This window comes from Pseudomonas sp. T1.Ur (assembly GCF_023516725.1).
Classification (GTDB): Bacteria; Pseudomonadota; Gammaproteobacteria; order Pseudomonadales; family Pseudomonadaceae; genus Aquipseudomonas; species Aquipseudomonas alvandae.
Genome location: NZ_JAMGSN010000001.1, coordinates 5,921,683 through 5,943,316 on the forward strand (window position 1 = coordinate 5,921,683; position 21,634 = coordinate 5,943,316).

The 21,634-nt window shown below is 61.0% G+C and carries 20 protein-coding genes; 12 read left to right on the forward strand and 8 right to left on the reverse strand.

Annotated features, from left to right (window positions below; translation table 11 throughout):
- Nucleotides 1-4: 4 nt before the first annotated feature.
- The 7 genes from pepP to gcvH all read left to right on the forward strand — a co-directional run bounded on the left by pepP (nt 5) and on the right by gcvH (nt 8,592).
- Nucleotides 5-1,339 carry a Xaa-Pro aminopeptidase gene (gene pepP, locus M8Q45_RS26190; RefSeq protein WP_249876968.1) on the forward strand — a complete coding sequence of 445 codons (1,335 nt, stop codon included), beginning with the start codon at nt 5-7 and terminating at the stop codon, nt 1,337-1,339.
- Entirely contained in the window at nt 1,336-2,523 is a 1,188-nt protein-coding gene (gene ubiH / locus M8Q45_RS26195; protein WP_249876969.1) for a 2-octaprenyl-6-methoxyphenyl hydroxylase, read from the forward strand. Before pepP ends, ubiH begins: the two co-directional genes overlap by 4 nt.
- A 61-nt stretch (nt 2,524-2,584) precedes the next feature.
- Nucleotides 2,585-3,802: a 2-octaprenyl-3-methyl-6-methoxy-1,4-benzoquinol hydroxylase gene (locus M8Q45_RS26200; RefSeq protein WP_249877396.1), complete on the forward strand. Its 1,218-nt coding sequence runs from the start codon at nt 2,585-2,587 to the stop codon at nt 3,800-3,802.
- Nucleotides 3,803-3,980: 178 nt separating this feature from the next.
- On the forward strand, nt 3,981-4,985 hold the full coding sequence (locus M8Q45_RS26205) for an extracellular solute-binding protein (protein ID WP_249876970.1): 1,005 nt from the start codon (nt 3,981-3,983) through the stop codon (nt 4,983-4,985).
- A gap of 281 nt (nt 4,986-5,266) precedes the next feature.
- The gene (locus tag M8Q45_RS26210) at nt 5,267-6,883 is read left to right on the forward strand and encodes an ABC transporter permease (protein WP_249876971.1); all 1,617 of its coding nucleotides are present in this window, start codon (nt 5,267-5,269) and stop codon (nt 6,881-6,883) included.
- A gap of 187 nt (nt 6,884-7,070) precedes the next feature.
- Nucleotides 7,071-8,153 (forward strand): glycine cleavage system aminomethyltransferase GcvT, encoded by a 1,083-nt coding sequence (gene gcvT, locus M8Q45_RS26215; RefSeq protein ID WP_249876972.1) that lies wholly within the window; start codon nt 7,071-7,073, stop codon nt 8,151-8,153.
- 52 nt (nt 8,154-8,205) lie between these two features.
- The gene (gene gcvH, locus M8Q45_RS26220; RefSeq protein WP_249876973.1) at nt 8,206-8,592 is read left to right on the forward strand and encodes a glycine cleavage system protein GcvH; all 387 of its coding nucleotides are present in this window, start codon (nt 8,206-8,208) and stop codon (nt 8,590-8,592) included.
- Between the two features lie 83 nt (nt 8,593-8,675).
- On the opposite strand, the gene M8Q45_RS26225 is transcribed toward gcvH, so the two are convergent.
- From M8Q45_RS26225 to M8Q45_RS26245, 5 genes are all read right to left on the reverse strand, one after another.
- The gene (locus M8Q45_RS26225) at nt 8,676-8,996 is read right to left on the reverse strand and encodes a DUF2388 domain-containing protein (RefSeq protein ID WP_249877397.1); all 321 of its coding nucleotides are present in this window, start codon (nt 8,994-8,996) and stop codon (nt 8,676-8,678) included.
- 65 nt (nt 8,997-9,061) lie between these two features.
- Nucleotides 9,062-9,511: an NfeD family protein gene (locus M8Q45_RS26230; protein WP_249876974.1), complete on the reverse strand. Its 450-nt coding sequence runs from the start codon at nt 9,509-9,511 to the stop codon at nt 9,062-9,064.
- Nucleotides 9,512-9,520: 9 nt separating this feature from the next.
- Nucleotides 9,521-10,441 carry an SPFH domain-containing protein gene (locus tag M8Q45_RS26235; RefSeq protein ID WP_003206668.1) on the reverse strand — a complete coding sequence of 307 codons (921 nt, stop codon included), beginning with the start codon at nt 10,439-10,441 and terminating at the stop codon, nt 9,521-9,523.
- A gap of 126 nt (nt 10,442-10,567) precedes the next feature.
- On the reverse strand, nt 10,568-12,352 hold the full coding sequence (gene tfpB / locus M8Q45_RS26240; protein WP_249876975.1) for a type IV pilus assembly ATPase TfpB: 1,785 nt from the start codon (nt 12,350-12,352) through the stop codon (nt 10,568-10,570).
- 150 nt (nt 12,353-12,502) lie between these two features.
- Entirely contained in the window at nt 12,503-12,841 is a 339-nt protein-coding gene (locus M8Q45_RS26245; RefSeq protein WP_249876976.1) for an ACT-like domain-containing protein, read from the reverse strand.
- Nucleotides 12,842-12,967: 126 nt separating this feature from the next.
- On the opposite strand from M8Q45_RS26245, the gene M8Q45_RS26250 reads away from it, so the two are divergent.
- Complete coding sequence (locus M8Q45_RS26250; RefSeq protein ID WP_249876977.1) at nt 12,968-13,438, forward strand: Lrp/AsnC family transcriptional regulator; 471 nt, start codon at nt 12,968-12,970, stop codon at nt 13,436-13,438.
- A 130-nt stretch (nt 13,439-13,568) separates the two neighbouring features.
- Here M8Q45_RS26250 and M8Q45_RS26255 read toward each other — a convergent pair whose 3' ends face one another.
- Nucleotides 13,569-14,936, reverse strand: coding sequence for a CYTH domain-containing protein (locus M8Q45_RS26255; RefSeq protein ID WP_249876978.1), 1,368 nt, complete (start codon nt 14,934-14,936; stop codon nt 13,569-13,571).
- A 313-nt stretch (nt 14,937-15,249) separates the two neighbouring features.
- Here M8Q45_RS26255 and argE point away from each other — a divergent pair, with 313 nt between their 5' ends.
- From argE to M8Q45_RS26270, 3 genes are all read left to right on the forward strand, one after another.
- Nucleotides 15,250-16,407, forward strand: a complete 1,158-nt coding sequence (gene argE, locus M8Q45_RS26260) for an acetylornithine deacetylase (RefSeq protein ID WP_249876979.1) — start codon at nt 15,250-15,252, stop codon at nt 16,405-16,407.
- Between the two features lie 136 nt (nt 16,408-16,543).
- Nucleotides 16,544-17,842 (forward strand): amino-acid N-acetyltransferase, encoded by a 1,299-nt coding sequence (gene argA / locus M8Q45_RS26265; RefSeq protein WP_249876980.1) that lies wholly within the window; start codon nt 16,544-16,546, stop codon nt 17,840-17,842.
- Between the two features lie 473 nt (nt 17,843-18,315).
- Nucleotides 18,316-19,638 (forward strand): OprD family porin, encoded by a 1,323-nt coding sequence (locus M8Q45_RS26270; protein WP_249876981.1) that lies wholly within the window; start codon nt 18,316-18,318, stop codon nt 19,636-19,638.
- A gap of 84 nt (nt 19,639-19,722) precedes the next feature.
- Here M8Q45_RS26270 and hepT read toward each other — a convergent pair whose 3' ends face one another.
- The gene (gene hepT, locus M8Q45_RS26275; protein ID WP_249876982.1) at nt 19,723-20,151 is read right to left on the reverse strand and encodes a type VII toxin-antitoxin system HepT family RNase toxin; all 429 of its coding nucleotides are present in this window, start codon (nt 20,149-20,151) and stop codon (nt 19,723-19,725) included.
- Nucleotides 20,141-20,536, reverse strand: coding sequence for a type VII toxin-antitoxin system MntA family adenylyltransferase antitoxin (gene mntA / locus M8Q45_RS26280; protein ID WP_249876983.1), 396 nt, complete (start codon nt 20,534-20,536; stop codon nt 20,141-20,143). The genes hepT and mntA overlap by 11 nt, the downstream gene beginning before the upstream one ends.
- A gap of 335 nt (nt 20,537-20,871) precedes the next feature.
- Between mntA and M8Q45_RS26285 the strand changes: the two genes are divergently transcribed.
- Nucleotides 20,872-21,510 carry a peroxiredoxin gene (locus M8Q45_RS26285; RefSeq protein ID WP_003206652.1) on the forward strand — a complete coding sequence of 213 codons (639 nt, stop codon included), beginning with the start codon at nt 20,872-20,874 and terminating at the stop codon, nt 21,508-21,510.
- Nucleotides 21,511-21,634: the final 124 nt, after the last annotated feature.

Consider the following 21,634-nt stretch of genomic DNA (forward strand, 5'->3'; position numbering starts at 1 on the left):
GCCCATGATTCATATCCCGAAATCGGAATACAGCCGTCGCCGCAAGGCCTTGATGGCGCAGATGGAACCCAACAGCATCGCAATCCTGCCCGCCGCCGCCGTTGCGATCCGCAACCGCGACGTCGAGCATGTCTATCGCCAGGACAGCGATTTCCAATACCTCAGCGGCTTTCCCGAGCCGCAGGCGGTCATTGTGCTGATGCCCGGCCGGGCCCATGGCGAGTACGTCCTCTTCTGCCGCGAGCGCAACGCCGAGCGTGAGCTTTGGGATGGACTGCGCGCCGGCCAGGAGGGCGCAATCCGCGACTACGGCGCCGACGACGCATTCCCTATCACCGACATCGACGACATCCTGCCGGGCCTGATCGAAGGCCGCGACCGGGTGTACTCGGCCATGGGCAGCAACCCTGAATTCGACCGGCACCTGATGGAGTGGATCAATGTGATCCGTTCCAAGGCCAACCTCGGCGCCCAGCCGCCGAACGAATTCGTTGCCCTGGATCATCTGCTGCACGACATGCGCCTGTATAAATCGGCGGCGGAAGTGAAAGTGATGCGCGAAGCGGCCCGGATTTCCACCCAGGCGCATATACGGGCGATGCAAGCGGCACGGCCCGGGCTGTATGAGTTCAGCCTGGAAGCCGAGCTCGATTACGAATTCCGCAAGGGCGGCGCAAAAATGCCGGCCTACGGCTCCATCGTCGCGGCGGGGCGCAACAGCTGCATCCTGCACTACCAGCAGAACGACGCGCTGCTCAAGGACGGCGACCTGGTGTTGATCGATGCCGGTTGTGAGATCGATTGCTACGCCAGCGACATCACCCGCACCTGGCCGGTGAGCGGCAAGTTTTCGCCCGAGCAGAAGGCGATCTACGAAGTGGTGCTGGCCGCCCAGGAAGCGGCGTTCGCTGAAATCGCGCCGGACAAGCACTGGAACCAGGCCCATGAAGCGACGGTCCGGGTCATTACCGAAGGGCTGGTGCGCCTGGGCTTGCTTGAGGGCGACGTGGATGAGTTGATTGCCAGCGAAGCCTATCGGGCGTTCTACATGCATCGCGCCGGCCATTGGCTGGGCATGGATGTGCATGATGTGGGCGAATACCGCGTCGGTGGCGAATGGCGGGTATTGGAAGCAGGCATGACGTTGACGGTGGAGCCGGGCATCTATATCTCGCCGGACAACCGCGGCGTAGCGAAAAAATGGCGCGGCATTGGCGTGCGCATCGAGGATGACGTGGTAGTGACCAAGACCGGTTGTGAAGTCCTGACCCGTGGCTTGCCCAGAACGGTCGCAGACATCGAGGCCCTGATGGCCGCTGCACGGACCCAGGCAGCATGAGCCGGGTCAATGTGGCAATCGTCGGCGGCGGCCTGGTCGGCGCGAGCCTTGCGCTCGCGTTGCAGGCCGGTGCAAAGGCGCGAGGCTGGAAGATCATGCTGATCGAGCCCTTTGCGCCAGGCGATACCTGGCAGCCGAGCTATGACGCGCGGTCCTCGGCGCTGTCATTCGGCGCCCGGCAGATCTATCAACGCTTGGGCCTGTGGCAGGAGATTTCCCGCCGCGCCGAGCCGATCAAGCAGATCCACGTGTCCGACCGCGGGCGGTTTTCCACGGCGCGGCTGTCCGCGATGGAAGAGGGCGTGCCGGCCCTCGGCTACGTCGTGGAAAATGCCTGGCTCGGCCAGTGCCTGTGGCAAGGCCTGGACAAGGAGGTCGTCAGCTGGCGGTGCCCTGCGCAGGTCACTCGGATGGAGCCGCAAGTCGAGGGTTATCGCCTGACCCTCGACGACGAAACCGTTCTCGAGTGCGACCTGGCGGTGCTCGCCGACGGTGGTCGTTCCGGCCTGCGGGAGCAGTTGGGTGTCGGTGTGCGCAACCGACCTTATGACCAGAGCGCGTTGATCGCCAATGTCACACCGGGCGAAGCCCATAACGGCATGGCGTTCGAACGGTTTACCGATGACGGTCCGATGGCCCTGTTGCCGCTCCCGGAGAATCGCTGTGCGTTGGTCTGGACCCGGCAGGGGATGGATGCGCAACGCCTGGCGGCATTGGACGAGCGCAGCTTCCTCGGTGAATTGCAGGAGGTGTTTGGCTATCGGTTGGGCGCACTCAAGCAGGTCGGCGCGCGGCACCTCTATCCGTTGGCGCTGGTGGAGGCTGAAGAACAGGTCCGTCCGCACCTGGTGATCCTGGGCAATGCCGCCCATAGCCTGCACCCGATCGCCGGGCAGGGGTTCAACCTGTCCCTGCGCGATGCGCAAGCCCTGGCCGATGCGTTGCTGGAAAGCGACAGCACGCCTGGTGATTTCGCCGTGCTGCAGGCCTATCGTGAGCGCCAGCGGATGGACCAGGCCCTGACCGTGGGATTCTCGGACCAGGTGACGCGCTTGTTCGCCAGCGATCTGCCGTTGGTGTCCGTGGGTCGCAATCTGGGCCTGTTGGGCCTTGATCTGTTGCCGCCGGCCAAACGCTGGTTCGCTCGCCAGGCCATGGGCCTGGGAACCCGTCCCGATGCGTGAGCCGGGGCATTTTTTTCACGGGCGGCTCATGTCGCCAGCTACACAGGCTTAAAGCATGGAATTGCGTGCAGATCTGCTGATTGTCGGCGCCGGTATGGTCGGCAGCGCCCTGGCGCTGGCGTTGCAGGGCAGTGGCCTGCAAGTGCTGTTGCTCGACGGCAGCCCGATGAGCGTCAAGCCCTTTGATCCACAGGCTTGCTTCGAACCGAGGGTCAGCGCCTTGTCGGCGGCCAGCCAGCGGATTCTCGAACGCCTTGGCGTCTGGGACGGCATCACCGGACGGCGCGCCAGCCTGTACACCGACATGCACGTCTGGGATGGCAGCGGCACCGGGCAGATTCATTTTTCTGCCGCCAGCCTGCATGCCGAAGTGCTGGGGCATATCGTCGAGAACCGCGTCGTGCAGGATGCCTTGCTGGACAGGTTGCACGACTGCGACCTGGGCTTGCTGGCCAATGCGCGTCTGGAGCAGATGCGCCGCTCCGGTGATGACTGGCTGCTTACTCTCGCTGACGGCCGAACCTTGCGGGCACCGCTGGTGATCGCTGCCGACGGCGCGAATTCTGCCGTGCGTCGCCTGACAGGTGTCGCCACGCGTGAATGGGATTATCTGCACCACGCCATCGTGACCAGCGTGCGCACCGCCAAGCCTCATCGACTGACGGCCTGGCAACGTTTTACCGACAACGGCCCGCTGGCCTTCCTGCCGCTTGCGCGCGACGGCCAGCAGGATTGGTGTTCGATCGTCTGGTCCACGACCCCCGGCGAGGCGCAGCGCTTGATGGCGCTCGATGACGCTGGATTCCGCAACGAACTGGAGCGCGCCTTCGAAGGTCAGCTCGGCACGATAGTCGATGCCGACCCGCGCCTGTGCGTGCCGCTGCGCCAACGCCACGCCAAGCGCTACGTGGCCGAGGGGCTGGCACTGATTGGCGACGCGGCCCATACGATCCATCCGTTGGCCGGGCAGGGGGTGAACCTCGGCTTCCTTGACGCCGCCATGCTGGCCGAAGTGCTATTGCAGGCGGCGGGGCGCGGTGAGCGGTTGGCGGACGTGAAAGTATTGAGCCGCTACGAACGCAGGCGCATGCCTCACAACCTGGCGCTGATGGCGGCGATGGAGGGCTTCGAGCGGTTGTTCCAGGCGGATCCGCTGCCGGTGCGCTGGTTGCGCAATACCGGATTGAAACTGGTGGATCAGATGCCTGAGGCCAAGGCATTGTTCGTGCGCGAGGCGCTGGGGTTGATCGGGGATTTGCCGGAGTTGGCCAAGGCTTGAGACCCCTCCCCATAGGGTCAGGTTGAAACAGGTCAATGTGGGCGCGAGCCTGCTCGCGAAAAGGGCGGAACCATCCCCGCTATGCAACATTTGGAAATGTGTCCGGCAACTGTTCGATTGAGCTGCCAAATGTGAGTCCTTATCATTTGCGCTCGTTCACAAATCAGAGACCGCTCCCATGTCGGCAACCAAACGCCTGCTGTCCGTCCTCGCCTTGGCCCTGATCGGCACTACCGCCGCTCAAGCCGCCGATGAGGTGGTGGTCTATTCCTCGCGCATCGATGAGTTGATCAAACCGGTTTTCGACGCGTACACCAAAAAGACCGGCGTGGCGGTGAAGTTCATCACCGACAAGGAAGCGCCGCTGATGCAGCGGATCAAGGCCGAAGGCGCAAACGCCACCGCCGACCTGCTGCTCACCGTGGATGCCGGCAACCTGTGGCAAGCCGAGCAGATGGGCATTCTCCAGCCCTTCACCTCGCCGGTCATCGACGCCAACATCCCGCCTCAATACCGCGCCTCTTCCCACGCCTGGACAGGCCTGAGCCTGCGGGCGCGGACCATTGCCTATTCCACTGACCGGGTCAAACCGGGCGAGTTGACCACTTATGAGGCCCTGGCGGGCAAGGAATGGGAAGGCCGCTTGTGCCTGCGGACGTCGAAGAAGGTCTACAACCAGTCCCTGACCGCGACCCTGATCGAAACCCACGGGGCGGAAAAAACCGAGGAAATCCTCAAGGGCTGGGTGAGGAACCTGTCCACCGACGTGTTCTCCGACGACACCGCGCTGCTGGAAGCGATCAACGCGGGTCAATGCGACGTCGGCATCGTCAATACCTATTACTACGGTCGCCTGCACCAGCAGAAACCCGATTTGAAAGTGAAGCTGTTCTGGCCGAACCAGGCCGATCGCGGCGTGCACATCAACCTGTCGGGCATTGGCTTGACCCAGCACGCTCCGCATGCAGACGCCGCGAAGAAGCTTGTGGAGTGGATGACCACGCCAGAAGCACAAAGCATCTTTGCCGACATCAACCAGGAATTCCCGGCGAACCCGAAAGTGCAACCCTCCAAGGAAGTCGCCGCGTGGGGCACGTTCAAGGCCGACACCTTGCCGGTGGAAGTGGCGGGCAAGCGCCAGGCCGAAGCCATTCGCATGATGGATCGTGCTGGCTGGAATTGAGCGAGGGGGGGCTTGCTCCCACCAGGCCTGTAGGAGCTGGCAGGGACTGGTAGGAGCTGGTAGGAGCTGGTAGGAGCTGTCGAGTGCAACGAGGCTGCGATCTTTTCCCCAGCCCCTTGAGTTTCAAGCGAAAGATCAAAAGATCAAAAGATCAAAAGATCAAAAGATCAAAAGATCAAAAGATCAAAAGATCAAAAGATCGCAGGCTTCGCCAGCTCCTACAGAGCCCAGCGGAAGCAAGCTCCCTCGCCACGTTACTGTTTGCCTAACGAGAACTTTCCTTGGCCCACCCCGCCCAACGCCGCTGGTATCCCCTGGTCTTCGCGGTCGCTGCGTTGGTCCTGCTGCCCTTGAGCGTGCTGCTGCTGTCCTGGCAAAGCATCGACCAGCAGATCTGGTCCCATCTTTGGGAAACCCAGATGCCGCGCCTGTTGGGCAATACCTTGACGCTGATCCTTGGCGTGGGCGTCGGCGTAACGCTGTTGGGCGTCAGCCTGGCCTGGCTCACAAGTCTTTGTGAGTTTCCCGGCCGGCGCTGGCTCGACTGGGCGTTGATGCTGCCGTTCGCGATTCCTGCCTATGTCCTGGCGTTTGTCTTTGTCGGCCTGCTGGATTTTGCCGGCCCCGTGCAGACGCTGATGCGTGAATGGTTCGGCAGCGGTCTGCGCCTGCCCCGGGTACGCTCCACTGGCGGGGTGATCCTGGTTCTGGTCCTGGTGTTCTACCCCTATGTCTATCTGCTCGCCCGAGGCGCCTTCCTGGCCCAGGGCAAAGGACTGATGGAAGCGGCCCGGGCGCTGGGACAGTCGCCATGGCAAGCGTTCTGGCGCGTGGCGCTGCCGATGGCGCGGCCGGCAATCGGCGCGGGCGTGGCGCTGGCCTTGATGGAAACCCTGGCGGACTTCGGCGCGGTGTCGGTGTTCAATTTCGACACGTTCACCACGGCGATCTACAAGACCTGGTATGGCTTTTTCAGCCTTTCCAGTGCGGCCCAGTTGGCCAGTCTCCTGCTGTTGGCGGTGATAATGGTGCTCTACGGTGAACGCCGTGCCCGGGGTGCCCTGCGAGCCGGCAACGAGCGACCTCGGGTCAAGGCGCTTTACCCTCTGCAAGGGCTCAAGGCGTTAGCGGCCAGCGGTTGGTGTTTCCTGGTGTTTGCCTGCGCTTTTGTCATTCCGGTGCTGCAACTGGTGGTGTGGTTCTGGCAACGCGGTCGTTTCGACCTGGACGAGCGTTATGCCGGGCTGATCGTCCATACCCTTTACCTGGGCGGCTTGGCTGCGCTGGTTACTGTATGTGTCGCCTTGCTGCTGGCCTTTGCCCGACGACTGGCGCCGACCCGCTCCATCCGTGCCGGTGTCGGCCTGGCGAACCTGGGCTATGCGTTGCCGGGCTCGGTGCTGGCGGTCTCGATCATGCTTGCGTTCAGCTATCTGGACCGTGAGTGGGTCATTCCGCTGTCGAACCTGTTCGGCGGTGCGGGCAAACCGCTGCTGCTGGGCAGTCTTTCGGCTCTGGTGTTGGCGTACCTGGTGCGTTTCCTGGCGGTGGCCTACGGTCCATTGGAAAGCAGCCTGGCGCGAATTCGTCCGTCCTTGCCCGAGGCCGCCCGAAGCCTCGGCGTCAGTGGACCACGATTGTTTTTCAAGGTGTATCTGCCGTTGCTGTTGCCGGGCACCCTGAGTGCGGCGCTGCTGGTATTCGTCGATGTGCTCAAGGAAATGCCGGCGACCTTGCTGATGCGCCCGTTCGGTTGGGACACCCTGGCGGTGCGGATCTTTGAAATGACCAGTGAGGGAGAATGGGCCAGGGCGGCGTTGCCGGCATTGACGCTGGTGTTGGTAGGGCTGTTACCGGTCATCGGATTGATACGACGTTCGGCCCATCGAAACCCCTAGCAGGCGATCTCAACTATTGAGCGTCCTCCTAGGTGTCAGTCCTACATCATGCGGATACAATGCGCGGCATTCGGTGCGGTCCGTCTGTCGGACCGGGTAGCTGGGAGCGTCAGAAAACTCTTCTTTTCAGATGCTCGTGCTGTGCAGTGCCCGTCCGCACCTTCGCCAAGCCCGGAAGGAGAAACCCATGGGACAGCGTACGCCTCTGTATGACCTTCATCTCGCCCTCGGTGCGAAGATGGTCGATTTTGGCGGTTGGGATATGCCTTTGCACTATGGCTCGCAAGTTGAAGAGCACCATCAGGTGCGTCGCGATTGCGGTGTGTTCGATGTATCCCACATGACCGTGATCGACGTTGCCGGTCCCCAAGCCAAAGCCTGGTTGCAGCGCTTGCTGGCCAACGATGTCGATCGCTTGCAGGACGCGGGCCGTGCGCTGTACAGCGCCATGCTCAATGAGCAGGGCGGCATTGTCGATGACATGATCATCTACCGGGTCGAGGACGGCTATCGGTTGGTCTTCAACGCTTCGACCCGCGATCAGGACCTGGCCTGGATGCAGGCGCAGCTCGGCGATTACGACGTGCAACTGCATGAGCGTCCAGAACTGGCGATGCTGGCGATCCAGGGGCCTCACGCCCGGCACAAGATCGCTGAACTGGTCACGCAATCTCGCGGCCAATTGATCCAGCAACTCAAGCCTTTCGAAGGTCGCGCCGACGGTGACTGGTTCATCGCTCGTACCGGCTATACCGGAGAAGACGGTCTGGAAATCGTTCTTCCGGCCCATGAAGCCCCAAGCTTTTTCAACGACCTGGTGGGCGCCGGTATCTCACCCATTGGCCTTGGCGCCCGCGACACCCTGCGCCTGGAAGCTGGTATGAACCTCTATGGCCAGGACATCCACCAGGATGTTTCGCCCTTGGCTTCGAACATGGCCTGGAGCATCGCCTGGGAGCCGGCCAGTCGCCAATTCATCGGCCGCGAAGCGCTGGAAGCCGAACTCGCTGCGGGCGTGCGGCACAAATTGGTGGGGTTGGTGCTTGAAGAACGCGGAGTCTTGCGCGCCCATCAAGTGGTTCGAATCGCAGATGTTGGCGAAGGGGAGATCACCAGTGGTAGTTTTTCTCCTACGCTTAGCAAGTCAATTGCCTTGGCTCGTGTCCCAATGGCCACCGCCGACCGTGCCGAGGTGGAAATTCGTGGCAAGTGGTACCCGGTACGGGTGGTCAAGCCGACCTTCGTCCGCTATGGCAAAACCCTGATCTAACCTTTTTACGGCGGGCCGCCGGCCGCTGACACTTCTCTTGAGGACACAGAATATGAGTGATATCCCTGCCGAACTGCGTTTCGCCGAAAGCCATGAGTGGGCGCGCCTGGAAGCCGACGGTACTGTCACCGTGGGCATCAGCGATCACGCGCAAGAAGCCTTGGGCGATGTGGTGTTTGTCGAGTTGCCGGAAATTGGCAAGGTGTTCGTGGCCGGTGATACAGCGGGTGTGGTGGAGTCGGTAAAGGCTGCCTCGGACATCTATTCGCCCGTGGCAGGTGAAGTCGTCGAAGTCAACGAAGCCCTGGGCAGCGAGCCGGAAGCATTGAACGACACGCCTTATGCCTCGTGGATTTTCAAGGTCAAGCCGTCCAATGCTGAGGCTGACCTGGCCAACTTGCTTGATGCGACGGGCTACAAGGCTGCTATCGGCGAATAACGCCTGTTACCTGTGGGAGCCCCGAAAGATTTTCCAGGCAAAAAAATGCCGCTCAATCGAGCGGCATTTTTATTGGCCGGGAATCAATGCTGGGCGACGGCGTTCTTCGCCAGGATCGCGTTGGCCAGTTCCATGTCGGTGGCCTGCAGGCCTGGGTTGTCGGCACGGACTTTCTGCATCGCGGCTTCCAGGTAAGGGCCACGGATGCTGCCGTCACTGGCGACGAAGCTGCCGGCGTCGTCCTGGGCGGCGACGATCAGCTTGTTATCCTTGAAGGTCAGGTAGGTGGATCCGGTGGTTGCACCGGACGAGATGACGTTACGCCAAAACGTGTCGGCCATTGCCGAGCCCACAGGAAGAGAAAGCAAGGCTAGGGTCGCGACAGCAAGTTTGAGACGCATGATAGGTGACTCCACTGGGTTAACTATGACGTTGGATTGTCGAGGGCTCGATTCAGTTCCATGACGCGTCACTCCGCCCGTTCAACCGTTAGCACCGTCCCCTCCTGCGTCACCACCCTGACCCGGGCGCCAACAGGCGAATCGGGTCCCTTCGCCAACCACACGCCGTCGGCCACCTTGATCTTGCCCCGCCCATCGACGATTGCCTCGTGGACCTGAAAGACCTTGCCGATCAGTTCCTGTCCGCGCAGGTTCAGGTGTGGCTGATCGCTCTGGCGCACGGCGCTGCGCTGGCGTCGCCACCAATACAGGGCTGTCGCGATGGCGAACAGGCCGAACAGCAGGAACTGCATCTCCCACGCCATCTGCGGGAGGATGAAGGCCAGCACACCGACCGCAGCGGCGGCCATGCCGATCCAGAGCAGATATCCGCCGGCGCCGAACACTTCCAGGATCAGCAGGATGACGCCCAGCGCCAGCCAGTCCCAATACGACATCTGTTGCAGGAAACCCCACATACGCGCGCCTCAGGCTTTCTTGCTGTCGAAGGTAGCCTTGACGATCTCGCCGATGCCGCCGACGGCGCCAATGACCTGGCTGGCCTCCAGCGGCATCAGGATCACCTTGCTGTTGTTGGCCGAGGCAAGTTTGCCGAGGGCATCGATGTATTTTTGCGCAACGAAGTAGTTCACGGCCTGGACGTTACCGTCGGCGATTGCCTGGGACACCACCTGGGTGGCCAGGGCTTCGGCTTGCGCCTGGCGTTCGCGGGCTTCCGACTCCAGGAACGCGGCCTGCCGACTGCCTTCGGCCTCGAGGATTTGCGCCTGTTTCTTGCCTTCGGCGGTAAGAATGGCCGACGCTCGCAGGCCTTCCGCTTCGAGGATCTGGGCTCGCTTGATCCGTTCGGCTTTCATCTGCCCGGACATGGCGGCCATCAGGTCGGCCGGTGGGCTGATGTCCTTGATCTCGATCCGGGTGATCTTGATGCCCCACGGCGCCGTGGCCTCATCCACGGTGCGCAGCAGTTTTTCGTTGATGCCGTCGCGTTGGCTGAGCATGGCGTCCAGTTCCATGGACCCCAGCACCGTGCGGATGTTGGTCTGCAACAGGTTGCGGATGGCGTGTTCGAGGTTGTTGACCTCGTAGGCGGCCTGGGCTGTGTTGACGACCTGGAAGAAACACACGGCGTCGATCTGTACCGTCGCGTTGTCGGCGGTAATGACTTCCTGGGGTGGAATATCCAGCACGCTTTCCATGACGTTGATCTTGCGCCCGATGCGGTCCATCACCGGAATGATGATGTTCAGGCCGGGCTTGAGCGTATTGGTGTAACGGCCAAAGCGCTCGACGGTCCATTGGTAGCCCTGGGGCACAACCTTGAACCCCATGAACAGGATGGCGACCACGAGGCCGATGAACAGTAAAAGTACGCTACCGATCTGCATGACGGTTCCCTGTGCGAATTGAAATGGACCAGCGAACCCTGAGTGTAGGGCAAGCGGTCATTATCTTCGCTACGGTCCGTTCCGGTTTGTTTGTGGGATATTTCTGCCTCTTGAGCCGGATGGTGCCTACTTCTGCTCGCTCTGTGGCGTTACCCGCAATACTTCCTCGACGGTGGTCAAGCCCGCCGCAACCTTTTGCGCGCCCGAGAGCCGCAGGCTGCGCATGCCTTCCTTGAACGCCTGGCGGCGTACGGCCAGCAAATCGGTGTCGGGGTGGATCAAGCCTTTGACGCTGTCGCTCAATTGCATGATTTCGTAGACCCCGGCACGCCCGCGATAGCCGGTGTCACGGCACTCCGAGCAACCGACCGCCCGTTGGGCATTGGTGGGCAAGGGTGCCTGCCAGGGGCGCGTCAGGGTTTGCCAGTCGTCTTCGTCCAGGGCCAACGGCGCCTTGCAATGCGGGCACAGCGTACGTACCAGGCGCTGGGCCATGACCCCGAGGACCGTGGCCTTGATCAGGTAATGCGGCACGCCAAGCTCCAGCAGGCGGCTGATGGCGCTCGGCGCATCGTTGGTGTGCAGGGTCGAGAGCACAAGGTGTCCGGTGAGCGCTGCCTGGATCGCCATCTCGGCGGTTTCCAGGTCGCGGATCTCGCCGATCATGATGATGTCCGGGTCCTGTCGCATCAGTGCGCGGACGCCGGCGGCAAACGACAGCTCGATATTGTGCTGGACCTGCATCTGGTTGAAGGACGACTCGACCATTTCAATCGGATCTTCGATGGTGCAGAGGTTCACTTCCGGTGTCGCCAGCTTCTTGAGCGTGGTGTAGAGGGTCGTGGTCTTGCCGGACCCGGTAGGCCCCGTGACCAGGATGATGCCGTTGGGCTGGCGCGTCATGTCCTGCCAGCGGCGCAGGTCGTCGGCGGAAAAACCGAGTTGGTCGAAATCCTTGAGCAGCACTTCCGGGTCGAAGATCCGCATGACCATTTTTTCGCCGAATGCCGTGGGCAAGGTCGACAGCCGCAACTCCACTTCGCCGCCGTCCGGGGTCTTGGTCTTGACGCGTCCGTCCTGGGGCTTGCGCTTTTCCGCGACGTTCATCCGACCCAGGCTCTTGAGGCGACTGATGATCGCCATCGTCACCTGCGGCGGGAACTGGTAGACGGTGTGCAGCACGCCGTCGATGCGAAAGCGCACGGTGCCCTGCTCGCGGCGGGGTTCGATGTGGATATCACTGGCGCGCTGCTGGAAGGCGTACTGGAACAGCCAGTCGACGATATTGACGATATGGGCGTCGTTGGCGTCCGGTTCCTGGTCGCTGGCGCCGAGATTGAGCAGTTGTTCGAAGTTGCTCAGGTTGCTCGGTTGCTGCTCGACCGTGGTAGCACCGCTGACCGACTTGGCCAGGCGGTAGAATTCCACGCTGAGGCGCTGGATATCCACCGGGTTGGCGACCACCCGCTTGACCGGCAACTTGAGCACGTGGGTCAGGTCCGCTTCCCAACTGCTGACGTAAGGCTGGGCGCTGGCAACGGTGACCGCGTCGCGATCGACCGCCACGGCGAGGATCTTGTGGCGCTGTGCAAAGGCGTAGGACATCAGGGGCGTAACGGCTGCCACGTTGATCTTCAACGGGTCGATGCGCATGTAGGGTTGGTCGGCCTGCTCGGCCAGCCATAGCGTCAGGTTCTCCAGATCCAGGCGCTTGCCGGGACGGCTCAGGTCGTCCAGGTGCTGGTTGGCAATGAATTCAAGCGGGTGCAACTGGCTGTTGGCGGTGTGGCGCCGACGCGCATTGAGTGCGGTTTCCGCTGAATCCTGGCTGATGATGCCTTGGGCGACCAGTTGGCGCAGCAGATCGTTAAGGTCCAGCCAGCGGTCCTGAGTGGCGTGTTTGGTGGACATGAGCGTTCGAATTCCTATTGGACAATTGCAGCAAAGCCGCGATACAGACACCTCGATGTCTTGGCCTGGTCTGCAAAAGAATAGTCGCGACGCTATGTACCGTTGGGCCACTACCCGACCAATGAGTTTCGAATTCTTGCCGCAGCGATCTCAATTCACTGCCTGGACCGATCCAGCCCGTGCAATTTCAACGTCTTGCATGTCTACCGAACTCACGCTGATCAAGTTACGTAATTTTTCCGCGATCACCTGGGCACGGTGCCAGCTCAGCCCGCCCATGAGGACCTCCATGGACAGTTGATCATGGTGGCGCTCCATATGGATTTTATCGGGTGTCAGGCCCTGCAAGGCGAACAGGTTGAGCACCCGGCAAGGCAGGTCCGGCTCGGCCTCGCCCAGCACTTGATATTCGACGCGACGATGAGGATTGGCGGTGTGCCAGACGTCGGCGCGCAGTGGGGGCGTGGCGGTGGATTCGAATGAGGGCATGGAACATCTCCTGGGTATGCGGAGAAATATTTACATGCGTCCCGAGGTATTTCTTATCTAAGATATGCCTTTATGCTGTTCTGGCGAATTACTCCAATCAATATCTGGCTTATTAAAGGTTTATTTATGCATAGCGAGCTGGACAGCTACGACCGCAGGATACTCGCACTGCTGCAAGAGGACGCTTCGCTGTCCAGCGCGCAGATTGCCGAGCAGGTAGGTTTGTCCCAATCGCCGTGCTGGCGACGGATCCAGCGGATGAAGGAGGAGGGCATCATTCGGGGACAGGTGACATTGCTGGATCGCAAGAAAATCGGCCTGAACACGCAGATATTCGCCGAAGTGAAGCTCAACGCCCACGGTCGTTCGAACTTCACCGAGTTCACCGAGGCGATCCGCGGCTTTCCCGAAGTCCTGGAGTGCTATGTGCTGATGGGGGCGGTGGACTTTCTGCTGCGTATCGTCACGGCGGACATCGAGGCGTATGAGCGGTTCTTCTTCGAGAAGCTGTCGATGGTGCCGGGGATCCAGGAGGTGAACTCGATCGTGGCGCTGTCGGAGATCAAGTCGACGACGAGTTTGCCGGTGGTGCGCTGAGCTTGTTTTTGCGATGTTTGGGCTGGCCTCATCGCGAGCAAGCTCGCTCCCACGGTTGATCTTCAGCGGCCACAAGATCTGTGTGCAACGCTGGACCGTTGTGGGAGCGAGCTTGCTCGCGATGGCGATCTTACAGGCGCAACAAAGTCTTCCACGCCCGATTCTGATACACCGCGATCGCCTGCTGCTTGCGCGCATCCAGAAGCTCGTCGGTGATCGGTTCGTTGGCCAGTTGCGCCAGCTTGTTCAATTCACCGTAGAGACGGTCCATTTCCGGAATGTCGAGGACGTGGCGGGCATGGTGCAGCCAGGCCTGGATCCGTTCGATGCGTGGCAATTGCTCGGCCAGGTCTTCCGGCTGTTGCTGGTAGCGTTGCAGCTGCAAAGACGAGGCTTCTTCGCTCAACAGGCGCGGCAACCAACTGCCCAGTTGCGCCGCGCCCTGGCGGTTGCCACGGGTGTTGCGGTCGGCGGCCCAGCTACGGGCCAGCAGCCAGCGCGAGGCTTCGAGGGAGAACAGGCCCCAGCGCGGGTCTTGCAGTTCTTCGAGGAACTGTTCCGGGGCCGCCTTGCGCACGTCTTCGTCTTCGATGCCGGCCTGGACCAGTGGGCGCCAGTCTTCCAGCAGCGCGTCCAGGGCAACGCGCAGATCATGAGTTGATTGACGCGGCGCGGCCTGGCCGAGGCTGCTGAGCAGCGCACGCAGTTCGGCGAGGTTGTCCACCCAGTCCTGCAGCAGGCGCCAATGGCCATTGAAACGGTATTGCTCGGCCAGCCGCTGGCTGCTGCCCAGCAAGTGCCAGCTCAAGGCGGCGAACGCGTCGTCCAGCGGAGTTTCGACAGTCAGTTGCGGGGCCGGAAGGCTCAGGGCATAGCTGCCCGCGTCGTGCAGGCGATAGCCCCGTTCGGCCTTGCTGATATCGCAGGGCATCAAGGGCAGGGTCGCGGCCAGCTCGGCGGCCAGCTCCAGCAGCGCGGCGGGTTCGCCTTCGCGCAGCTCCAGCTCCAGCTCGCAGATTTCTTCCTTCTGCTTGCCGACCACGACGTGGCCCAGGTCCAGCGCGGCCTCGATGACCACTTTGCTCTTGCCACGGCCCCAGGCGATTTCGGCGCGTTCGCGGACGAAGTCGGTGGTGAAGATCGCCTTGAGGGTTTTCTTGTCCAGTTCGGCCAGTGCCTCGGGCCAGCATTCGCCCTCGAGTTTCTTCAGGTCCAGCTTGGCCTTGGGCAGGTGCCAGTCGTACTCGTTGCGTTCGGACAGGCCGGCGACGCTCTGGCCACGGGTCTTGAGGGTCTGGATTACTTCTTCACCGTCGCGGCGCAGGCGCAGGGCGACCTTGGCCCGGGCGAGGTCACGCTCCGGCGTGTCGAAGTACTGGTTCATCAGTTCGTGGCGTTCCCAGCCACTCTTGTTGCGTTTTTTCAGCAGCGGATGCTCACGCAAGGCTGCCAGGGTCTCGCGGCTGACGCGGAGTTTGATTTCGGTTTCTTTCTGCATGGCCGGAAAATCCAGGGATCGGGTGCGCAGCCGGGGGGAGGTGTGGCTGCCAAGGTCGTGCAGTGTACAGGACTCATCCGTCCTACGTGTCGCGACGGTATAAGAGTGTCCTGTCTCACCCATACGTTCTTTTTGACGGTGTCTGTTGCCGTCATGCTGCGTTGCCGCTCCTCGCCATAGCGGGCTATGACTCGTCGCGGCGCCTTGCGTGACGACAACAGCCACTCGTCAAAAAAGAACGTATGGGTAAGACAGGACACTCGCTGTCGATGGTTCTATGATGGACTCCAATTTGTATGCCCCGGAGCCAGCGATGCCTTTGCCGTCCATGAAAGATCAGTTCGCTGCCCTGATCGCCGCCCCTTCGGTCAGTTGTACCCAGCCAAAGCTGGACCAGTCCAACCGTGCGGTGATCGAGCTGCTGGCGGGCTGGCTAACCGAGCTTGGGTTCTCCTGTGATATCCAGCAGGTGAGCCCGGGCAAATTCAATCTGTTGGCCAGCTTCGGCACAGGCCCTGGCGGGCTGGTGCTGGCTGGCCACAGCGACACGGTGCCGTTCGACGGTGCGTTGTGGCAGACCGATCCGCTGAAGCTCACCGAAGTCGACGGTCGTTGGGTGGGCCTGGGCAGTTGTGACATGAAGGGATTTTTCGCCTTGGCCATCGAAGCAGTCAAGCCGCTGCTGGACCAACCGTTCAAGCAGCCGCTGTTGATCCTCGCCACCTGCGACGAAGAAAGCTCCATGTCTGGCGCCCGCGCCTTGGCCGACGCCGGGCGGCCGTTGGGGCGTGCCGCGGTGATTGGCGAACCCACCGGCCTGCGGCCGATCCGCCTGCATAAAGGCGTGATGATGGAACGCATCGACATCCTCGGGCGCAGTGGCCATTCCTCCGATCCGAGCCTGGGCCACAGCGCCCTCGAAGCGATGCATGACGCCATGGGCGAGCTGCGTGGCCTGCGCCTGCAATGGCAGCGTGAATTCCGCAATCCGCAATTCACCGTGCCGCAACCGACCCTGAATTTCGGCTGCATTCACGGTGGCGACAACCCCAACCGGATCTGCGGCCAGTGTTCCATGGAATTCGATTTGCGGCCCTTGCCCGGCATGGATCCGCAAGTGCTGCGGGCCGCGATCCAGCAGAAGCTCGACCCGATTGCCGAGCGACACCAAGTGAAGATCGACTATGCGCCGCTGTTCCCCGAAGTGCCGCCATTCGAGCAGGTCGAGGATGCCGAACTGGTGCGCGTGGCCGAACGGCTTACCGGCCATCGTGCCGAAGCAGTGGCGTTCGGCACCGAAGCGCCTTATCTTCAGCGCCTTGGCTGCGAAACCCTGGTGCTCGGCCCTGGCGACATCGCCTGTGCCCACCAGCCGGGCGAATACCTTGAAATGTCACGTTTGCAGCCTACCGTGCAATTGCTCCGTCAGTTGATTGGGCACTACTGCCTGACGCCGGCCACGGCCGGTTAAATTGCCCCCTTGCGGGCCCGTATTCATCACATGAGGAGAGCGCGCGTGTCGCCAAGCCTGTTCCGACGATAACCACCAGCCCGCTGTGCGTTCTGTTTCGTCTTTTTTCGGCTGTTATTTATTACAGGTCAGGTTCATGCCCGAATACGTCAATTGGCTTCGCCACGCTTCGCCCTATATCAATGCCCACCGTGATTGCACCTTCGTCGTCATGCTGCCCGGAGATGGGGTTGAACACCCCAACTTCGGCAACATCGTTCATGACCTGGTGTTGCTGCACAGCCTCGGCGTGCGCCTGGTGCTGGTCCATGGTTCGCGCCCGCAGATCGAGACTCGCCTCGCGGCACAGGGCCTGACACCTCATTATCACCACGGCATGCGCATCACCGATGCCGCGACCCTGGAGTGCGTGATCGATGCGGTCGGCCAACTGCGCATCGCCATCGAGGCGCGCCTGTCCATGGACATGGCGTCTTCGCCCATGCAGGGCTCGCGGCTGCGGGTCGCCAGCGGCAACCTGGTCACCGCACGGCCGATCGGCGTCCTTGAAGGCGTTGATTATCACCACACCGGCGAAGTACGCCGGGTCGATCGCAAGGGCATCAACCGCCTGCTGGACGAGCGCTCCATCGTGCTGTTGTCGCCGCTGGGCTATTCGCCCACGGGGGAAATCTTCAACCTGGCCTGCGAGGATGTCGCCACCCGGGCGGCCATTGACCTGGCGGCTGACAAGTTGCTGCTTTTCGGCGCCGAACAGGGGCTGATCGATGAGCATGGACGCCTGGTTCGCGAGTTGCGTCCGCAGCAGGTTCCGGCCCACATGCAGCGACTGGGCAGCGACTACCAGGCCGAACTGCTCGACGCCGCGGCCCAGGCTTGCCGTGGTGGCGTCGCGCGCAGCCACATCGTCAGCTATGCCGAGAACGGTGCGCTGTTGGCCGAGTTGTTCACCCGCGATGGCAGCGGCACGCTGGTGGCCCAGGAGCAGTTCGAGGTGGTGCGCGAAGCAGCCATCGAGGACGTCGGTGGCTTGCTGGACCTCATCAGCCCGCTGGAGGAGCAGGGGATCCTGGTGCGTCGTTCCCGTGAAGTGCTGGAGCGTGAGATCGAACAGTTCAGCGTGGTCGAGCGCGAGGGCATGATCATTGCCTGCGCGGCGCTGTACCAGATCGCCGATTCGGACGCGGGTGAGCTGGCCTGCCTGGCGGTCAATCCGGAGTACCGCCATGGCGGGCGCGGTGATGAACTGCTGGAGCGAATCGAAACCCGTGCCCGTGCCCAGGGGCTCAAGACGCTGTTCGTGCTGACGACCCGGACCGCCCACTGGTTCCGCGAAAGGGGCTTCGAGCCCAGCAGCGTCGAGCGCCTGCCAGCGGCGCGGGCTTCGCTGTACAACTACCAGCGCAATTCGAAGATCTTCGAAAAATCCTTGTAAACGGCCATCAGAAATCTCCCATCGCCGCGATCTTCTTGATTTCAGACAATGAGCAGCTAGTCTGGAACGCGTCAAGATCGCGGCATGCGCGAGTTGTCATGAGCAGGATCGAAGGCGCAGGAGGCGCGGAATATATCTCGTCGCCAGGAATTCGCGGGGCTGGGTAAAAACCCCGACGAATAACCGTTCAGTTATCCCCTACGTCGCCGATAAGGCTTGTCACGGCTTGATGACGCTGTGATGGCACTCATATGTCAAAACGCACTGAAAACTGTTGAAACAATTCTTTTTGGATTTATAAAGAATCCTTTATTCTTCGGGCCGGTGTCGCGGGGTTAGACCATGGTCGTAGTCCGAAAGGGTTACGGTTGACTTGCCAGTCACGGTCTGGCGCTAATCGCGCATCCGCGGATTCCGGGCGTTCGATCCGGAGCCAAAGATAGACAAGAATTAGAAAACGAGAGGAGCGATGCATGAAGAAGTCCACCTTGGCCATGGCAGTGGCCCTTGGGGTAATGGCGCAGCAGGCAGGCGCCGCCGGTTTTATCGAAGACAGCAAGGCGTCTGTCAGTTCTCGCACGTTGTATTTCAACAACGACAACCATGAAACGGGCAGTGAAGACCTGCGCGAGACCGGCACCGGTCTGAAGTTCGACTACAAGTCTGGCTTCACGCAAGGTGTCGTGGGTTTCGGTATCGACGCTCAGGCACTGGTTGGTGTTCGCCTCGATGGTGGGAGAGGGCGTAACGCTGGTTCCTACATGCCAGCCGATACCGATGGTTCGGCTGTCCATGACTGGAGCCGTTTGTCCGGTAACGTAAAGGCGCTCTTCTCCAAGACCGAAGGTCACCTCGGTGGTGCCTTGGCGCCTAACCTGCCGATCCTGGTCGCCAACGACAGCCGTCTGCTGCCGCAGACCTTTGAAGGTGGCACCATCACCTCCAAGGAAATCGACAACGTCACGTTCAACGCCGGTCAGTTGGAACACGCCACGGGCCGTGCTTCGAGCAACAGCACCGGCCTGGCAGTGGCGGGCGGTACCCAGGACAGCAACCAGTTCCGTTACGCCGGTGCTGACTGGAAGGTCACCAAGGACCTGACCTTGCAGTACTACTACGCCAACCTGCAGGATTACTACAAGCAGCACTTCCTGGGCGCGGTACACGTTTTCCCGATCAGCGAAGGTCAATCCTTCAAGACCGACCTGCGTTACTTCGACAGCAGCTCCGATGGCCGTAACGGTGACTTGGGCTACCGCTTCAACAACAACGGTGGCTATGCCAAGAACCCGGGCGAGGTCGACAACAAGACCTGGAGCGCGATGTTCACGTACACCCTGGGCGGCAGTGCTTTCTTGCTGGGTCACCAACAAGTCGGTGATGACGGTGGTTTTGTCTACCTGAACCAGGGCAGCGTGGTTAACGACAACAATCGTCCTGAAGGTGCCGGTGGCGCAAGCTTCTACCTGTTCACCGACAGCATGATCAATGGGTTTGTCCGTGCCGGTGAAAACACCACCTTCGGTCAATACTCCTATGACTTCGCTTCCCTGGGCGTTCCAGGCCTGAAGGCCTCGGTTTCCTACCTGCGCGGCGATGACGTCAAAACCGCCAGCTCAACTGGAAGCGATTATTCCGAGTGGGAACGCGACATGCGTGTGGATTACGTCATCCAGCAGGGCGCGTTGAAAGGCTTCGGCACCACTGTGCGTCACGGTAGCTACCGCAGCAGCGGTGTTGGCGATGATCAGGATCAGACTCGCGTAATCTTCAACTACACTTACAACTTCATGTAAGACGTAGCGAAGTAAAAAAAGCCCCGCCCGGCATCACGCCGGGCGGGGCTTTTGCGTTTCGGGTATGTCGGATGGATCTCGCCCTTATCCCTTTGGCTCCGCTGCGTCCTTGCGCAGGATAAACGCACTGAACGCCAGAAAATCATCCAGATGCCCAGTGATGATCGCGACCATGATCGGCAGTTGAAGGGCCTGGTCGTCATGCACCGCGATGTTCCTGAACCCCACCATGTTCTTCAGGTTTTTCACCAGGCCTTCTTCGATCCAGCCGCCTTGAAAAAGCAACTCGAATGTATCGCGGGCACTTTGCGGGACACCCAATCGCTCACGGCGAATCAGGTGCTGCCCCATATCCAGCGCCGCTTCGCAGGCACGCTGGATGTTCAGGACGGCCGAATCCTGGCGAGTGAAATCTGTAGCAAAGGTAGCGGGGTCCTTCTCATATTCTTCTCGCACCCTGGCGACGCAACGCTCGATACTCGCTGCCTTGTTGATCAGTACGTCATCGGCCATACACGCTGCCTTGTTCCTGGATGTCGTTGAGCAATCCTGCGCGAGCCTCATCTAGAGCGGTCTTTTCGCTGAGGACGAAACACTCGAACAACCCTGCCTGTACATCTTTGGCCCAGAGTCTTCGGCCTCGGGTCACGATCTGGTACTGCATGACGGTGGTTGCCGCCCGTAGATCAATCAGATCCACCGGACTGCCCGCGATGTCCGCCAAATCGCCTGAAAGTTGCCACAACGACACCGGGTCCACCGTGCCTGACAACAGCACAGCCAAATCGACATCACTGTCAGGCCCGGCGGTCCCCTGGGCGTGGCTTCCGAACAGGTAAACCGCCAATAGGTCAGGCAGATGATTTTGCAAATGAGTCAACAAGGCTTGAGCGTTCATGCTGCCTATCCTAGCCGCTCGTCTCAAAATCGCGTCAATAATTTCCGTAATGTAGCTCCAAAACAAAAAAAGCCCCGCCCGGCATCACGCCGGGCGGGGCTTTTGCGTTTCGGGTCCGGCCCACCCCTGTAGCCTTTCCCGAACCTTCTCCTCTTTTCAGCAACTCGAGGCCTTCTCGAAACCTCGGGAATGATCTTGGGCCGGTATGCGTTACGGCGCTAGTGAACAGTTTTTTATATTTCCTAATGATCTAGATAAATGGGTATTCATTCTTTTTAAAGCAACGAAAAGCGGTGCACAGTTTGGGCTCAAAAAACCATCCAAGGAGCCCCATCATGAGCCTCAGACTCGGCGACATCGCCCCCGATTTCGAACAGGATTCCAGCGCCGGCAAGATTCGCTTCCACGAATGGCTCGGCGACAGCTGGGGCGTGCTGTTCTCCCATCCGGCGGATTTCACCCCGGTGTGCACCACCGAGCTGGGTCTCACCGCCAAGCTCAAGGATGAATTCGCCAAGCGCGGCGTCAAGGCCATCGCCCTGTCGGTGGACCCGGTGGACTCGCACCACAAATGGATCGAAGACATCAACGAAACCCAGAACGCCGTGGTCAATTTTCCGATCCTGGCCGATGCCGACCGCAAGGTGTCCGACCTGTACGACCTGATCCATCCCAACGCCAGCGACACCTTGACCGTGCGCTCATTGTTCGTGATCGACCCGAACAAGAAGATTCGCCTGACCATCACCTACCCGGCCAGCACCGGGCGCAACTTCAACGAAATCCTTCGAGTGATCGACTCGTTGCAACTGACCGACAACTATAAAGTTGCCACGCCCGCCAACTGGCAGGACGGTGATGAAGTGGTGATCGTGCCGTCGCTCAAGGATGAAGAAGAACTCAAGCAGCGCTTTCCCAAGGGCTACCGCGCAGTGAAGCCGTACCTGCGCCTCACGCCGCAGCCCAACCGCTGATGCAAAAACTGAGGTGACCGGAACCTGTGGGAGCGAGCTTGCTCGCGAAAGCGGTGTGTCAATCGTCACTGACGCTGGCAGGTCCGACGCCATCGCGAGCAAGCTCGCTCCCACAAGGTTGATA

Coding starts and splice junctions, on each gene's coding strand:
- M8Q45_RS26235 (WP_003206668.1), bottom strand. CDS start 10,441: ATGCAGATCGGTAGCGTACTTTTACTGTTCATCGGCCTCGTGGTCGCC.
- argA (WP_249876980.1), top strand. CDS start 16,544: ATGCCCGAATACGTCAATTGGCTTCGCCACGCTTCGCCCTATATCAAT.
- M8Q45_RS26270 (WP_249876981.1), top strand. CDS start 18,316: ATGAAGAAGTCCACCTTGGCCATGGCAGTGGCCCTTGGGGTAATGGCG.
- pepP (WP_249876968.1), top strand. CDS start 5: ATGATTCATATCCCGAAATCGGAATACAGCCGTCGCCGCAAGGCCTTG.
- M8Q45_RS26285 (WP_003206652.1), top strand. CDS start 20,872: ATGAGCCTCAGACTCGGCGACATCGCCCCCGATTTCGAACAGGATTCC.
- M8Q45_RS26250 (WP_249876977.1), top strand. CDS start 12,968: ATGCATAGCGAGCTGGACAGCTACGACCGCAGGATACTCGCACTGCTG.
- argE (WP_249876979.1), top strand. CDS start 15,250: ATGCCTTTGCCGTCCATGAAAGATCAGTTCGCTGCCCTGATCGCCGCC.
- gcvT (WP_249876972.1), top strand. CDS start 7,071: ATGGGACAGCGTACGCCTCTGTATGACCTTCATCTCGCCCTCGGTGCG.
- ubiH (WP_249876969.1), top strand. CDS start 1,336: ATGAGCCGGGTCAATGTGGCAATCGTCGGCGGCGGCCTGGTCGGCGCG.
- mntA (WP_249876983.1), bottom strand. CDS start 20,536: ATGAACGCTCAAGCCTTGTTGACTCATTTGCAAAATCATCTGCCTGAC.
- M8Q45_RS26205 (WP_249876970.1), top strand. CDS start 3,981: ATGTCGGCAACCAAACGCCTGCTGTCCGTCCTCGCCTTGGCCCTGATC.
- M8Q45_RS26245 (WP_249876976.1), bottom strand. CDS start 12,841: ATGCCCTCATTCGAATCCACCGCCACGCCCCCACTGCGCGCCGACGTC.
- M8Q45_RS26230 (WP_249876974.1), bottom strand. CDS start 9,511: ATGTGGGGTTTCCTGCAACAGATGTCGTATTGGGACTGGCTGGCGCTG.
- gcvH (WP_249876973.1), top strand. CDS start 8,206: ATGAGTGATATCCCTGCCGAACTGCGTTTCGCCGAAAGCCATGAGTGG.
- tfpB (WP_249876975.1), bottom strand. CDS start 12,352: ATGTCCACCAAACACGCCACTCAGGACCGCTGGCTGGACCTTAACGAT.
- M8Q45_RS26255 (WP_249876978.1), bottom strand. CDS start 14,936: ATGCAGAAAGAAACCGAAATCAAACTCCGCGTCAGCCGCGAGACCCTG.
- hepT (WP_249876982.1), bottom strand. CDS start 20,151: ATGGCCGATGACGTACTGATCAACAAGGCAGCGAGTATCGAGCGTTGC.